Here is a 15,791-nt window from a genome sequence, read left to right as displayed (position 1 = left end):
ATGAATGCAGCTTCCTCTATCTTTTCCAGATGAAATAATATTTAGCCGTATTGTGCGTCACTTTACTTTGAGTGGCATGACTTGTGAGAATTATTTATCTAATGTATTTGGTAACCATAAAGTAACGATTCATCCTTATTTAACAGCGGGTCTTGAACAAGTCTGTAAATTTAGTCATGAATTATCACTTGAAGTTTTAAAAAAGCAAACATTAGCTCCTTTGTTTATGCACTTCTTGCCATCTTATGGCTCAATTATTTCGAATGCTTTGATATCTAGTAAGGCATGCGAAGCTATTCGCGCTTGTCAACTAACCTGTGTTCGTGAAAAAGAGCAAATTTCTATTAAGTTTTGCCCTGAATGCGCCAGAGTCAATGCTCAAGAATTTGGTTTATCTTATTGGCATAGAAGTCATCAAATCCCTGGCATTGAATCCTGTTATTTACATAGGGTTCAGTTAGAACATTTTTCTCTAGAAACTCGCTCAAGATTAAGCCATTGCTTACTACCACCTTTAGATGTTAAATCAAGACCAAGTAGCCAAGTCAGCTTTGATTTTGCTCAGTATTCATATGATGTATTAAATCTAACTAGTTATAGTAGTAAAAGCTTCAGTTTAAATACTTTTAAAGCCCAGCTTCAAAAGCTAGGTTACATAACTAATAAAGGAAGATATCGTCGGAGGTTAATTTTGATGAGTTTATATCAACTTTCTCAAGATTTAGTCCATGACACAAACTTTTTTTACCCCCGTTCATCAGAGGATTATCGTTATATTTCATATTTTCTATCAGGCAAAGCTTCTCAACATCCAATAAAGTTTCTCTTATTTGGTTTTTGGCTTACAAAGCAAGCAGTTGAAAAAGTGAGAAGTAATATTGTTTTGACAGAATCAAAACCTGCGATGTCGATGGAAAATCAATGCATCAGCTTGCTTAAGCAAGGTGAGTCAATGGCGAGTGTTAGTCGAGTCACAGGAAAAAGCCGATGTTATATAAAAACCCTTGCATTAAGATTTAATATTCCGATTAACCTTAAGCCCAAATATATAACAATTAAAATGAAACAGAGGATATTACTTCTAGCTAAAAAAGGTTTTCACCGAAAAGCTATAGCGTCTCTATTTCAAATATCTTCAGGAAGCGTTGAGCAAGTAATCTCTTCAGAGCCTAGTTTAGTAAAAAAAAGGAAACAATTTAAATATGAGTCTAAAAGGCGAAAATATAAAGCTATGATATTAAGATTCATAAAGCTACAGCCCTTAGCCATTAAGCAAGAAGTAAAGGTAAATTGTTACGCTGCTTTTCATTGGCTTAATGTAAATGAAAATGAGTGGTTGCATTTAACTTTGCCTGCTCCAACTAAGCCACAAGCTCTAGCAAGAGTTAATTGGAGTAAAAGAGATAGGGAATTACTCACTAAAGTTAAAGCTATACTGGTAAAGTCTGAAGTTACTTTATCTAGGACAAAACTAGACAAAGCGATTGGAGGTCATGGCTGGTTAACTAGGTACGCGAATAGATTACCAGAGACTATAAAATATATTGAAGAACAATTAAATGTATAGGGTCTGTATAGTCAGATAGAATTGAATATATTGTTTTTTAGTCAAATTTAATGAGCAGAAGGCTTACTATGATTTTTAAACCAGAAGGTTGGGTTGTTTTAAAATCCAAATCGGAAGAAAACGATAATTTATATCTTATATTCTGTTCTTGGAGGGAAGGGGATCGTTGGAGATTGAGTTCAGGCTCAAAGTCTTTACCGCACTTATCTGATTGTGGAAATTATTGGATTTGGCCTCAAATATCAGGCTCTATATATGAGCTCCCTGTTGGTGAAGAAAATGGCTACACCTTCTACACTGGTGCTGTATTAGACGATTTGTTAGCAAAAGGATACCGCGATGTCACACAGTTAAAACTCATAGCACTTAAAGATATTATGGAAGATAAATAAGACGCTCATCGCCTTCTAATCTGTCTATTTGTTTTAATTTTGAAGATAATGTTCTCTGCATAACGATAGATACTAGAGGGCTTTGATGAAGCAAGCGTGAAGAGTATCATGCTGTAAATGTCCTTAGCTATACACTAAAAGCTAATAAATGAATACACTAAAAGCTAATAAATGAATGCACTAAAAGCTAATAAATGAATGCACTAAAAGCTAATAAATGAATGCACTAAAAGCTAACAGGGTTACTTTGAATCAAGTATTAGAAGACACTTTCCTACCCATAAGGTAAAAATTTACTTATAGCCTTATCGTACAGGTTTGATTTTTAGTTTTTGAGCAAATCTGACAATCGCATATGTGCCAGTAGCGGACATTAGTAACGCCCAAATCGTGCGCCGCGAAGGTGGTCGCATGGATTTTTTGTTAATTGGCGCTACTTATTTATTCAGCAGCTTTTGTTTCTCGACTTTGAACTCTTTTCCGTTGAGAGTCCCATCATCAAGAAGCTCTTTTAACAACTTTAATTGTTCATATTTATTACTTGTATTATCTACATTTACCTCCTCACTATTCATTACATGGAATGGCTCATCTTTTTGTCGGACGCAAGTAAATACGAGTTCATATCGTGGAAAATTGCCCAAAATATGAGGCCCTTGTGATGTCATCTCCGATACCACTACAACTCTTGGCTTTCCTCTTTTATTGCTACAGAAAAACCTTGCAGAATAATTAGCTTTAGCTCGCAACTCACTGAGCGGAGCTGTACTATCACTTCCTTGTTCAAAAACCCGATACTGTTTTTGGTTAGGAAACGTATCGCTCTTTACGAATGTAAACTTACCTGAATAATGTGCTCCATCGAAATACGATGGAACTTTTGTTGCATCAACAATACCAGAAGAACTTGCACATCCAGCTAAATATGTTGATAACGCAATAACTAAAGTTTTCTTCATTACAACCTTAAATGATGAACTATGGGTAGCTAGTTAACATCTTTGTCAGAGGACACTTTCCCTAATTTAGTGCGAAAACATCCTGATTTTGTGGACTTATATTAATAGCAAATAGCAAATAGCAAATAGCATAAGTTATTGCCAGCTATAAATATTACTCTTCCTGCGGCTTATATAAACATGTAAAAAAGAGGAAAGTTTCCTCTTATTCTTACTAAGTTAATGACAACTTACCTGAGTGACGGCTTCACGCCCTGAGGCATTCAACAAGTCATTTATGTCTTTAATAATGGCGAATCACGCTCTTTAAGTGCCTTTAAATACTTAGCTTCATCGTAGCAACATTTCGTTTTCCAACACCGATAGATTATGCGTATCCATTTAAATGCAAGCGCTCTAACAGCAGATTGATGAGACTTACCTTTAGAACGTTGCCCTTGATAATATATACCTGCCCAATAAGAAGTATGTACTGTTTTCGCTGCCCACTCCACGAAGGTTTGCCTTACAAACTTAGAGCATTGCCATCGCCAATGTACCCATGACTTCTGTCCACTTCGTTGGTAACAGGCGCAATACCTGCATAATTTTGAATTTCTTCGGCACAATTAAAGCGGTTACGATTATCCCCAAGAGCCGCTAACATTCTAGGCCCCATGCATGGCCCGATACCTGGTAAGGATTTGAAAATGTCTGCATCTGGTAATGTTTTAAACAACTCATCGATACGCACGTCATAAACTTTAATACTCTCCACTACTAATTTGATTTGTTTTACCTGAGTTACAGCGAGCAACATATTAGCTTCTATAACATATTGATCCGTTGTAAGTGGAAGTGCATTTCTAATGTGCTCAATCCGTGATTCTGTATGCTTAACAGCGGGCCCACCTTTAGAGTTCAGAAAACGCCGTATTGTATTAGCTCTAGCTCTTTTAAGTTGCTGAAGGCTAGGCCATTTAGCAATGAGAGCTAAGAATAGCCCGCTGTCTCGGTGGGAGAACCATTCTAAAGGCTGAGGGTAGTACTGCTTAAGTGTATTAATAAGTCTATTAACAAAACGTCGTTTATCTTCAACCAGCAGTCTTCGTTGTTCAACTAATTGTTGTAATAGCCTGAGTTCACCGATACTTGGTTCAATTGGTTTTATTTTTTCTGGATAGCGTAGCATAAGGTCAAGTGCTAACTCTGCATCCTGAGGGTCATCTTTGGCACCACTAGGTGAAAATGCTTGGTGGTAACGTGCTAGTGACAACGCATGAACGGGGAAAACTGTAATAAAGGGGTATTTTTGTAGTGCATACACTATTGGGCCTTTTTTTAACTCCAGCGCAACAGCGATTCTCCCATTTACCTGATTGTGCAACGTATTGAGCCAAGTATCTAATGATTCTGGTGTATGTTGAATTACCTCAAAACGACGCTCGCCATTTTTAAATTGAATACAAACATCATGTTTTTTATCTGCCCAATCTAAGCCAACATGTGCAGCAAATTGATCTATCGACATAATCATCCACTCCTATTTATAAAGGATTGGTATGTATTCCACGCTCTTCGAAAGAAATATAGCCAGCAGTTTGTGTGCGTGCCCTGAGTATTCGTTAGCGAGCCGTGGAGCACTTACTGGCTCGAAAGAAAAGCGGTGATCATCAAATGATTTTCGCTTATTATTCGTAGCCAGTAAGCACATACCCTAAACCACTTTAAAGTGTAGTTCTTAGGTGTGAATGACTATATATCGCTCAAGTAAGAGCCTGAAAAGTAGCTCATATAGCTATCTAGGTTAACAACGCTATCAAAAAACAGAAGTATATTTCCGATAACTACCTTTGAATTCCTAGAAACGGAAGTTTGCTTCCGAAATATAGCAATATAGGCTTACAAGCCGGAAGTTTACTTCCGTTTTGTACTTTAAGATTATAAGCCGGAGTCTAGTGAAAGCTGGGAAGTCCAATTTATTCAATTTCAATGGCTGGTATTCACCAGTTGAACTCACAGCTGCCTGTCAGATGAAGCATAAACTTATTCGCCCAAACTGTAAGATCTGATATGTGCTACTACAAAAGTTAGAGGCGACAACTATCCTGACACAGGGGTTGGCAGAGTAAGTACTTTTAGGCTGCTTGATAATTTGTCTTGAGGTGATTTTTAGCTCTTAATAATTCTCTATTTAAGCGGCGCAGTATCTATAAAAATACAAGCTAAGTTGTTGTCTGAAAAAACTTAGTACTTAACTGAGATATTCAAGTTAAATTGCGTTGAACACTAGTTTTTGTTCTTTAAATTATTTACTGTTAAAATACAGGTAAGGTTAAGCATTCTCTTTATGTATTAAGACTAATTAACTTCATAAGTGCCAAAGAAATCATAAATATTCCTCAAGACGAGTCCCTACATAGTTTTCTGATAAGGGAACAACTTATCTACAGTGATAAGTTTGATCCAAAAGGTGTAATAACTGCTAATGGTATGTGGCGGAGTCAGCCATACGCTCACAGCAGTGTAGTTTCGCTTTTTGAAAAATATCAGGAAGAATTTCTATTTAATATACTCAATACCAATTTATATTTAGGGAGTAATCCTATTTACTCTCCCACTTTATTTATAAATAAGCTTCATAGTGTTTTTTTTGCTGGCGAACATGTTAAAAGTAAGTCAAAGATCGAAATCAAGTTCTGTGTTAGCTGTATTGAAGCTGCTATACGAAAGTATGGCTATGGATATTTTAAAAATGAATGGTCTAATAGTTCGTTCTGCAGAATACACAATAACTATCTAATGTATCTGCCTGCAACATCATATAAGCAGGCAATAGACAATTTGATCTTGGTAATATCAGGTCGAATTCCTTATATTTCGAAAATAGAAAAAAAAGATACTAAATTTCGTTTTTTTGATTCTGCCATTAAAAGAAAGAATGATGACTACTATGTCTTTCCAATAAAAGTGATGTTGTGTACTCTTGATGACATAGGTTTTTGGATGGTTAAAAACCTTTCTACAGAGCTGGGGTTTATAAATGTATTTGATTTCCCAGAACAGCTAATAGAAACAATAGAAGCTTTATTACACATATACCGTGGTAATAAAGAACTCAATGAATATATATATAAAAAAATGGAATTTTGGAAAGTAAAAATATCTGCCAAGGGAGAGTTAACTGAAATTGTAATGGTTCCGAAACATAAAGAATGCAGTTCATGTGAGCATCAAAATATTTGTGATCTACAGAATTTAGAATCGGATTATATAAGTGATAATCTTAATTTATATTTTCTTAGCCAGCATTCTCTAACATTGAGAAAACACATCTCTCATCAAACAGGGTTCCTAGGCGTGATGAGGTATCCTTGGCAACCACTTCTCCTTTCTGAGAATAATGTCCAGTAAACTATGGAAAGTCCAGTGTTTTTTTTCATAGAATGCTCTCTAATATATATGAAGATATACACATATAGCTAAGTATTTTTAACTATTAAAGTTTGCCTTACGATGAGTAATTACCTATTTTAACCGTAGAAAGGGTTTTACTTACCAGTTTAAATAAGCTCATTTCTTATGCTAGTAACAGTTCAGTGAATTATAACTTTTAAAGGACTCAATGTGTCTGAAGTTAAAATAGCTTGGGGGCTTGGCGTTGATGGTATTATGCGCCATATCTCTGAGGTTAAAAAAGGAAAGGCCTGTGACTGTGTATGCCCCTCAGTAAATTGCTCTAGTCCACTTATTGCAAATCAAGGATCCAAAAAAGCACATTATTTTTCACATAAAGCTCACACAGGGTGTAGTGGTGAATCTGCGTTGCACCTTGCGGCAAAGCAAGTCTTAGAAGATTCAGCGTCTGAAAACCTACATCTTATTTTACCTGAAATTCATGCTACTTATTCCTCTACAGATATGGCTGGAGAAACAGTTAAGAAAGCGCTTGTACAAGTGTCGAACTTTCAGATGGTAAAAGCTCAACAAGAAGTTAAACTGAATAATGATCTAATTGCTGATGTTGTAAGTCAATCAACTAAAGGCGAAAGTTTAGCTGTGGAAATTTTTGTTACTAACGCAAAAGATGAGGTCGGAGAGCGTAAGTATAGCGCTGTTGATGTCGACGCCATTGAAATTGATTTAAGCGTATTGCCTTGGAACGTAGATCGTAACGAATTGAAAATGTTTGTATTAAAAACAGCTAATCGAAGATGGCTTCATTGTAGAAAGAAAAGTCAACTAGAAAAAAAATTAAAACTACAAGTCGATAATGAAATTATTGAAATCAATCGGCGCTATCTTGCTAATTTGTACACTATAGCAAAATCACTGAGCACTAATCTTAATATCCCCAACTTCACGTGGCCCTCTCTTACCGTAAATAAGGAGCTTTCTAATTCTGAGCGATTTATCGTATCTAGAGAACCTAAGGTTACGCATTTTAATGACGATTGGTTACCGTTTAAATATGGTTATAAAGGGACGGCTGTTGTTGAGAAAAAAGTAAATATAGATGTCGTACTTTTTGTAGTAAATAACCTTCGTCAAGTAATGACTCATTCAAGTCCAACTTTACTTATTAGCTACTACGAACAGATGAACATTGATAACTTGCAGTTTAATCTTAGGTGGAAAAACATAGATACTTGGCGAGAAAAGCTTGAGAAAATTGCTAATGCTGAATTAATTAAAAAAGAACAAGAAATAGTTAATCGAACACAAAAACGATCTGCTTTTGTTCAATATTTTAAAAATGCGAACGAAACTGTAAAAATGCAAATTCTGTGTAAAAAGCTAGGTTTAAGGCAACCTGAGCAACTTTCAAAGTACGTCTATTGCTGGAACTCGTCTTGGGATGTATGGCGTACTGTTGTGTGGGTCTATAAAATTCATTGCAATAAAGGTTACATAATTGATGCAAACGATATCGCGAGTGATCCTTGGCTGGAATCTCTGTTGGGTTTCTCAATAGATTATGAAGCTTATGAATCTCGTAGAAAAATGGTTGGCTTTTGGCTAAAAAAACTATTCGAGTTAGGCTATTTAAAAAGAGTCGGGTGGACTAAATATGAAGTGGAAAGTAGGCAGTTGAAAAGCTTTTTACCCTGGTCATACATAAGGTAATTGTGGTGCGTAGTACATAGTTAAACATAGGGTTATCTATCACTTCTTTTAGTATTAGTAGCCAAATATTTTCAATCTGATTTAGTGGCAATTAGAGAAGTAATTATTCAATCTTACCTTAAGTAAATTTGCGACTAATATATTATTTTTGCAAATAATTTCTTGTGCTTTTAAAAGGGGAAATGTTATTAATGCAGTATAATAATAAATTAAAAGGATGTAATTTTGTCTGTAAATCTTACTTTTGCTGTGATCCATCAACTAGTTAAAGAGCCGCGAGAGCGGTTAATGCCATCTGTAATAGTTGAAGATGTTTTAGATTGCTCTTTAGATACGGTGGATACTTTAGTTAAAGATGTTATTAAGCTTTATGGTACTAGAGATAATAATGCAGTATTTGGTACGTTTGGTAGCGCAGACGAGGTAGGTGCCTTTCCGAGGCATTTTGAGACCTTTCTTAACGAAAATCATACTGCTGAAAGCTTCCTAAGCCTTACTAAAAATGCAATGAGATCCCTTGAAATAAAGTCTAGGGATGTAAACTTTGCTTCCGGTGGTTATCTATTGTTTTCATTGTATGAAACCGGAGGGCAGCAATTTTTAATAGTTGCAATGATAAAACAAAAGGAAGGTCTACAACTAGATGAAAATCTAGTCCCCATAGGAATTATAGAGCTTGACCTTAATAAGCTACACCAAGCTGCAAAGATTAACTTCTCTAAATATGCTCAATATCAAAATGCTGGGGAAGAAGAGCAGCAAGAGCTGAGTTACTTGAGTTTTGTTAGTCCGAAGTCTAATCAAAGTGCATCAGGCTATTTTATTAAGGCTTTGGGCTGTAGTAAGGGGATAGCTGCCTCTACGGCTACAAGCGGTTGTATTAGCGGTATTACTAGTTTTTTCCAATCTAAAAATGAATTAAGAGAGAGTAAATCAGAGGCAAAAAAAGATGTCATTACTTACCTTCGAGGGTGTATTAGTGAAGATAGGCAGGCAACAATCGGTGACGTCGTTGGCTCAGTTAGACCATGTTACCCGTCGAGCTATGATGAGGAGGACAAGGTAGTTCTTGATAATGAATTAACTGCTCTTTTGAATAGTGATGAATATCAAGTCCCCTCCGCTTTTGTAGTGCATGAGTCTACCGTTAATAAAAAAGCAAGAATTAAGGTGAAGTCTGATAACTGGCAAGCTCAATTAGAAAAAAGCGCGCTCGGAGAGACAAGTGACGCAGAAATTCATTTTGATAGGGAAAATCGAAAGCTAACATTTAATCGATTAAGTAATGAAGCTATAAATACTATCACAGATAGGTTAAGAGACTAATAGTGAGCACACAAATAACTGCTTTAGAGAAAGTAGTGTCTTTGTACCGTTTGATCGGCTGTCCGCGGGTTGAAAATGGAACATTTACTGCCGAGATAGAAGTTACCCCAGAGTTGAAGTGTGCAATGAGCAATTGCGATGAACTATCAATATCATATGGTGAGTTCGATGAACTATTAAAGAATAATAGTGTTGATATATCTTCCCCTTCTGAAATTTCGGAAGGAGATACCATTAAACTAAAATGGAAAATTGCTACAAATGGTTCTGTTTTATTTTTTAATTCTTATGCTGATCTTCTTGAAAATCATAAATCTGTATTCCGAGGAGAAAACTTAGATCAATTCTACATTGCTCAGGACAACGTTTTATCAACTGAAGACGGAGAAAACTCGCGCCTAGCAACCTTAACAAGTGTTGTTAACTTAATTTCATTACTTTCAAAAATAGCTCATTACCATGATGAGAAAACAAAAGAAGATGTCTTTAGATTGGTGTTTATACTCACGGAAAAAGATACTCATAAACCATATGTACTGAAAACTTTATTCCAAGAAATAGATCTATCTATTGGCGCAATTGACTTGTCAACTCTCAATGAATTAGTTGAAGCTCAAGACGAAAACTATGCACATTCATCTGAAAAGCTTGGAATATTTCGCTTTGCTCTCGCAAATGTCATTTCACAATGTCCTCCAAGTGATAATGAATTTAGCTATTTATTAAAGCATTGGAGTGAACTATTAACTGAGTACAAAGCTAGTTTTGATATATATATCAGTGGCTTCTCTTTTAATAAGGTTCGGACAGAATTAGCTAAGGCTGAAATAGAGCTCGCAAGTTCGTTGTCAAAAGTAATGAATGATATTACGGGAAAGCTTTTTGGCATTCCAATATCTTTAGTTGCTCTTATTTCGATGCTTAAGCTTGAATCTATACTTGAGAATTTAGTGCTTGTATTTGGTACCTTATTGTTCAGTCTCATAGTCAGCGGGCTTGTTAAAAATCAACTTTTATTGAGGAAAAGTATTAATATAGGCGCTGATTTAACCTTTAGCACTTATAAAGTGGAAAAGGCTAGTTACCCTAGTGATTTAAAAAGCTGCTTAAAAAACTCTGAGAAAACCTTCAAAGCCCAATCACGTTTCCTACTTTTAGGGTTATGGTCCGCAAGGGTAATAGTTTGGCTAGTAACTTTTATTGCTGTTTATATATTTACTGAAAAGTTTGGTGATAGCGGCCATCTATGGAAAGAATTTATAAGCTTTTTTAATTATTTATCCAATTTTTAATTTTTATTAAGTTTCTTACACATCTAATTTTTGAGAACTATTTTGGCTCTAGTAATTACTATCTTTCAAGCTCAGTACGGCGATGCTTTTCTTGTTGAAGAACAGGATAATAACATAAAATTTCTAGTCGATTGTGGTTTCAAATTAACTTATAAACATCATATAAGTAAGAATACAAAATCAGCTGATTTTATTATTTTGACTCACTCTGACGAAGATCATATTAATGGAGCTTTTCCATTATTAGAGGATTACCCAGAACGTTTTTCATTAAGTAAAGTTTATGTGAATTCACCCGAATCAGTTCCTGTACCTAGGATCTCTGGTGGAATATCAATATTACAGGCTAATTCTTTGGTTAACTTGCTAAATGAAAAAGCGGTGCCATTTGAGGGGCTAATGCAAGGACAAGTATTAGACGTTTCTGAATACTTATCTTTAGAGGTTATTTCTCCAAATATCGTTGACTTAGAAGATTATTTCGAAAAATATAAAGCGGTTCTAAGTAGTTCTTTACCAGATAAAAAAGAGACTAATATATCATTAAATGTTGCCACAAAAACTATTACAGAGTGGGCTGAGTTACCGGACTCGTTTCTGAAAAAGTCCGACGATATTGCTAATACCAGTTCCATTGCTTTCATTCTTAAATATAAAAATAAGAGAGTGCTTTTCTTAGCAGATTCACACCCTGAAGTAATTTCAGACTATTTTCAACGACAAGGCTTTAGCGCCGAAAAAAAGGCTGTATTTGATTATATTAAGTTATCTCACCACGGTAGTGCAAAAAGCATTTCAAAACAGCTACTAAGTATGATTAGTTGCAATAACTTTATTATTAGCACGAATGGTGGGAAGGCAAGAAGTAAACATCCTAGTGTCGAAACAATTGCTAAGCTAGCAACCTTAGTTGATAGAAATAATAACGATGAAATTAACTTCTATTTTAATCATTCAATTTCAGCTATTGAAACAAGAAATGGCCCATTGTTAAGTCTAGACGAACGTCTTTTATATAAAATAAAATACATAGAACAAAATGAGATTAGATTGACATGAATCACCTAACGTTATTGCCCTACACGACAGTTCAAATCTTTAAAGAATCTACCTATTTGGGAAGTGCTGTACTCGTTAAAGTTAGGAATGCATTTTATGTCTTAAGTTCCGCCCATGTTACTTTTGGGGAGGGGTGTGAGCAATATAGTGATGAACTTTGTTCTACATTAACTTATGAATCCGAATCTGAAGAAATAGAAAATTTAACTTTTATTAAAGTGCTAGGTAATCTCGAAATATTTAAGACTTATGACATTATTGCTATTGAGGTTGACGTTGCTCTAAATATAATGGATTTCCCTGAGATATTTTTTACTAGTGATACAGACAAGCCTGCACTGGAGTTTATTTTTAAAGGTAGGGTGAAGTCTGAAAGTGGAAAAACTTATTCAATAAGTCCATGTACCAAGAATAGCATTGGAGATGCTGATATACATCTAGAGATACCGGCAAAATTTTACACTGATTTTAAAGGCGAAACTGGGGCTGAGGTATTGCAAGGGCTTTCTGGTAGTGGCGTATTTATTCACGATAATAATTCAGACAAGGCTTTTCTTACTTCAATAGTAAAGTCTGTTAGTGAAGATAATTTTGTGGGTGTTAATTGTACCTGTATATCTTTATTTAAGGAACACTTAATTCCTGAAATTGAGCTGCAAGATTATGAGGATTATGCAATTGAAAAAAATACCAATCCTCAGATTAGACAAAACAGTACATCAAATAATATTGAACTAGAAGAACTAACTCGTTCAATTTCACAAAGTTTGCTCTCTCAATTAATGCCATCTTCTTTATCTGGTAATACAGATATAGCTTTATCACATACGTCACCTCTAAATTTGATTGAAAGTGTTCCTCTTCCTGTAGCAATGGCGTCGAGACCAAAACTAATTGATAGCACTGTTTATTCGCTTAAAAATAATAACACTGCGTGGTTGTTCGGAGCGGCAGGTGTTGGAAAAACGGTTGCGGCTAAGTTTGCGGCAAAAAAATTAGGAGGTAGTTGGGTTAGTGTTAATTTAAGAGGGTTGAACTCAAAGGAAGTGTGTCAAATTCTAGTTAGTTCGTTAGCTAACCTTCAACACCAAGAAGTAACAGGAATCCTTATTGATGACTTTGAATGTGATCACACGCCAATGGTTAATGAGAGGCTGCTAAATCTTCATTATTATTGTATTAAAAGTAATGTTTTTATAATTTTTACATCATCAAAAGAAATAGATGAAGACTATTTGTCTTCAGCTAACCTACTTCAAGAAGTTGAACAGAAAGTAGATGACTTCTCTGAGGAAGATATTAAAGAAATTCTATTTGCTTTGAATGTAACTGAGGATTACTGGGCGCGATATATTTATGTGTCAACAGGTGGGGGGCATCCACAATTAGTTACCGCAATGATCCAAAGTATGAAAACGAGTAATTGGAGTATTGAAGAATTTCGGACTTTAAGTTTCTTGCTACAAAAAAATAACAGTGTAGAAAAAGTTAAAAAGAAAACAAGAGAGCGATTACTTCATGAGCTTTCGACAAGTGCAAGAGAGCTTATCGAGCGAATATCGCTAATCTCAGGAAAGTTTGATAGGAATTTGGTTCTTGATTTAGCTTTAGTCTCTCCAAAAGTGACGGATGCAGGAATTACCTTTGATCAACTTATAGGTGCTTGGGTAGATCAGCATGAAGGAAACCGCTTTTCTTTATCTCCCTTGTTATCTAATTTTGCAGCTGCAACATTGACTAAGCAGCAACAGAAAAAATTTCAATTTGAAATAGCAGACTCAATTCTCCGTACAAGAGCAATAGATCCTATTTCCATGAATAGTGCTTTTTTTGCAGCATTTGCAGGTGAAAATGCTAGAGCACTTACAATGTTGAACTATTTAATCATTACAACTGAGCTTAGTGACCTTCAAATTATCGCACCACACTTAATGATGTTTACTTTTTTTAATTCAGACAGATTGATATTTGAGCAGGACTTAAACGTAAATATTATGCTACGAGGCTCTCAACTTTTACTTTTAGCATGCCTTGAAGATCAAAAAGAGAGTTACTTAGCTGCATTCAATAGATTTGAAATAGAAGCTGATAAGGTTGATGTTCAACAGTCTGGTAGTGCGGTATTGGTCCGTATATTGGTATATTCAAAACTGTTAATGTCTCGGCCGAAGTTTGGGAGGTTACCAAACTGGGAATTAATAGTAATCAAGCTAAATTCTTTATTTAAAAACAAAGCTGATTTACTTCCTTCTTCAATACCTCATAAAGAGATACCGACAGAAGTTGATGGAAGTCCATCTATAAGTATTTTTATTATTAATCAAACTAGCCAGATAAAAAAAATAGAAGATTTAGTCCCATTATTTAAATTTATTGATACATGTGACGTTGAAATCAGAGACGATTTATTTAGAACAATAACAAAAATCGACTCTGATATTGATGCACTCGTTAGAGGTGCATGGTTAAGTGAGTATGATAACGGTACTATCGATTGCAAAAAGCATTCAGCTATATTTGCTAAGCTTGAGTGTTTTGCTAATAGCTGGGGATATGATGATTTAGCGGCTACTTGTGTGAAATTCTCAGCTGTTATTTGGGATGAAACAGGCAATAATCCTGATAAAGCTCTTGATTTGATTGAAGCTGGAATCAGGAAATATGGAAGCGCAAATTATTGCTTACTTAGAGCAAAAGCACTGGTCCTATATCGAAAAAAGGATTACGGAGTAAGTCTGGAACTTTCCAAGAAATTACTAGATGACAAAAAATCTAAACTTCAAAAAGGCGATGAGGTTTTTTTCTTGAGAAGAGCTGCTATTTGTGCAGAGTATGAAGGCGATTATACTTTAGCTTATCAATACTTTCAGCAGGGAATTGATTTTTTAGATAAAGATAAGCAGTCAGAAAACTTACCGATGAGAATAGGACTTCAAGCCGATTCTGCGCTAGTATTTTGGCATGCTGGAAAGCGAAAGGAAAGTCTCCAGAAACTAGCAGCATTATTTGAAGTACTGGAAAGCCTTGATCCAAAAAGTTCATTAAATGCTGCTCATTGTCACGCAGTGTCTCGCCATATTTTATTATGGCTGCTACAAGAGGCTAAAGAGCAAAAGCAGTTTCTAAATGATGGTGGAGATGTTGTTATATTCCCCGGAATTGTGAGTAATCCTGAGCCTAGCAAAGATATAAATAAACACGGGTTAGCACCAATAGAATTAGCTTGGTATATGTTAGCTTCTATAGAGAAGTATTGTTTAATAGATGCAGGTATATCTTTAAAACTAGATGAGCACTTACCTAATGGAACAGTAGTTGAAGGTGATTGGATTTTGAGCTCCTCTAAATTAGATAAGTCAATTATAGAGCCTAACGGAAAATCATTAATAAATGCACTTAAACACTTCGTGTCTCACTTAAGTCTTGCTATTGATGAAAGAAATAGAGAAAAATCCGTAGGTATTAATTTCAAATATCAAACATTGCCAGAAGCAACAAATGATGACTTTAAAAAGCATGACGGTATTTTAGAAAACTACATACTTGCATTTGTTACAAGCTGTGCGTTACAAAATAAATGGGATGAAGTTGATAGGTTTGTAAATTGTCTCCCTATTGAGCCAGAAATATATATCCGAGATGAATTAATAAGCATACTTAAAGGTTGCAATATAGAAACAACAGATCCCCTTATAAATAACACTAAATTAATAATGTCTTTTAAGCATTACCAGTATAAAACTCCGATTGATTTTATCCGTGGGATTTTTTATTGCACACTAATATCTATACAAGTAGGTCTAGAGTTAAAACAATCCGATTTGATATCGAAATTGGCGTTTGAATCATTAAAGAATAAATGGTTAGCTTTTGTGAGGTTTGGTGAAGGTTCGCTAGAAAAGTTAGAGTTTCATTTTTCAAATATAAACAAGGCTTTGTCAATAAAGGACTATGAATGGACTAGTAATGTATTGTATTTATTGAAAGCAATATTACCTGCTCTATCCTTAGCTGATGAGGTTAAATATCAGGCCAGGTTGGACTTATTGATAAAGAAGCAAGGTGATACAAGTAATTAATCCTTTCTTTG

Annotated in this window: 9 protein-coding genes and 1 pseudogene; 8 read left to right on the top strand and 2 right to left on the bottom strand. The window is 35.1% G+C overall.

Annotated elements, in window-relative coordinates; all coding sequences use genetic code 11:
- Nucleotides 1–4: 4 nt before the first annotated feature.
- Together AN391_RS04345 and AN391_RS04340 are read left to right on the top strand one after the other, a co-directional pair.
- Complete coding sequence (locus AN391_RS04345; RefSeq protein ID WP_055014261.1) at nucleotides 5–1,567, top strand: TnsD family Tn7-like transposition protein; 1,563 nt, start codon at nucleotides 5–7, stop codon at nucleotides 1,565–1,567.
- Between the two features lie 68 nt (nucleotides 1,568–1,635).
- Complete coding sequence (locus AN391_RS04340) at nucleotides 1,636–1,959, top strand: hypothetical protein (RefSeq protein WP_055014260.1); 324 nt, start codon at nucleotides 1,636–1,638, stop codon at nucleotides 1,957–1,959.
- 437 nt (nucleotides 1,960–2,396) lie between these two features.
- On the opposite strand, the gene AN391_RS04335 is transcribed toward AN391_RS04340, so the two are convergent.
- Together AN391_RS04335 and AN391_RS04330 are read right to left on the bottom strand one after the other, a co-directional pair.
- Nucleotides 2,397–2,918, bottom strand: coding sequence for a hypothetical protein (locus tag AN391_RS04335; protein ID WP_055014259.1), 522 nt, complete (start codon nucleotides 2,916–2,918; stop codon nucleotides 2,397–2,399).
- Between the two features lie 275 nt (nucleotides 2,919–3,193).
- A pseudogene (locus tag AN391_RS04330) lies at nucleotides 3,194–4,428 on the bottom strand (IS110 family transposase).
- Nucleotides 4,429–5,390: 962 nt separating this feature from the next.
- Here AN391_RS04330 and AN391_RS04325 point away from each other — a divergent pair.
- From AN391_RS04325 to AN391_RS20715, 6 genes are all read left to right on the top strand, one after another.
- Complete coding sequence (locus AN391_RS04325; RefSeq protein WP_055014258.1) at nucleotides 5,391–6,311, top strand: hypothetical protein; 921 nt, start codon at nucleotides 5,391–5,393, stop codon at nucleotides 6,309–6,311.
- A gap of 213 nt (nucleotides 6,312–6,524) precedes the next feature.
- Nucleotides 6,525–8,024, top strand: a complete 1,500-nt coding sequence (locus AN391_RS04320; RefSeq protein WP_055014257.1) for a competence protein CoiA family protein — start codon at nucleotides 6,525–6,527, stop codon at nucleotides 8,022–8,024.
- 225 nt (nucleotides 8,025–8,249) lie between these two features.
- Nucleotides 8,250–9,350, top strand: a complete 1,101-nt coding sequence (locus tag AN391_RS04315; protein WP_055014256.1) for a nucleoid-associated protein — start codon at nucleotides 8,250–8,252, stop codon at nucleotides 9,348–9,350.
- A gap of 2 nt (nucleotides 9,351–9,352) precedes the next feature.
- Nucleotides 9,353–10,642, top strand: coding sequence for a hypothetical protein (locus AN391_RS04310; protein WP_055014255.1), 1,290 nt, complete (start codon nucleotides 9,353–9,355; stop codon nucleotides 10,640–10,642).
- A 42-nt stretch (nucleotides 10,643–10,684) separates the two neighbouring features.
- Nucleotides 10,685–11,701 carry a ComEC/Rec2 family competence protein gene (locus tag AN391_RS04305; protein WP_055014254.1) on the top strand — a complete coding sequence of 339 codons (1,017 nt, stop codon included), beginning with the start codon at nucleotides 10,685–10,687 and terminating at the stop codon, nucleotides 11,699–11,701.
- Nucleotides 11,698–15,780, top strand: a complete 4,083-nt coding sequence (locus AN391_RS20715) for a hypothetical protein (protein WP_200910088.1) — start codon at nucleotides 11,698–11,700, stop codon at nucleotides 15,778–15,780. The genes AN391_RS04305 and AN391_RS20715 overlap by 4 nt, the downstream gene beginning before the upstream one ends.
- The last annotated feature ends 11 nt before the right edge of the window (nucleotides 15,781–15,791 follow it).

Origin of the sequence: Pseudoalteromonas sp. P1-13-1a (assembly GCF_001401875.1) — a bacterium.
Taxonomy (GTDB): Bacteria; Pseudomonadota; Gammaproteobacteria; order Enterobacterales; family Alteromonadaceae; genus Pseudoalteromonas.
Note: the sequence above shows the minus strand (reverse complement) of the source record. Positions and strands in the feature narration are given on the sequence as shown.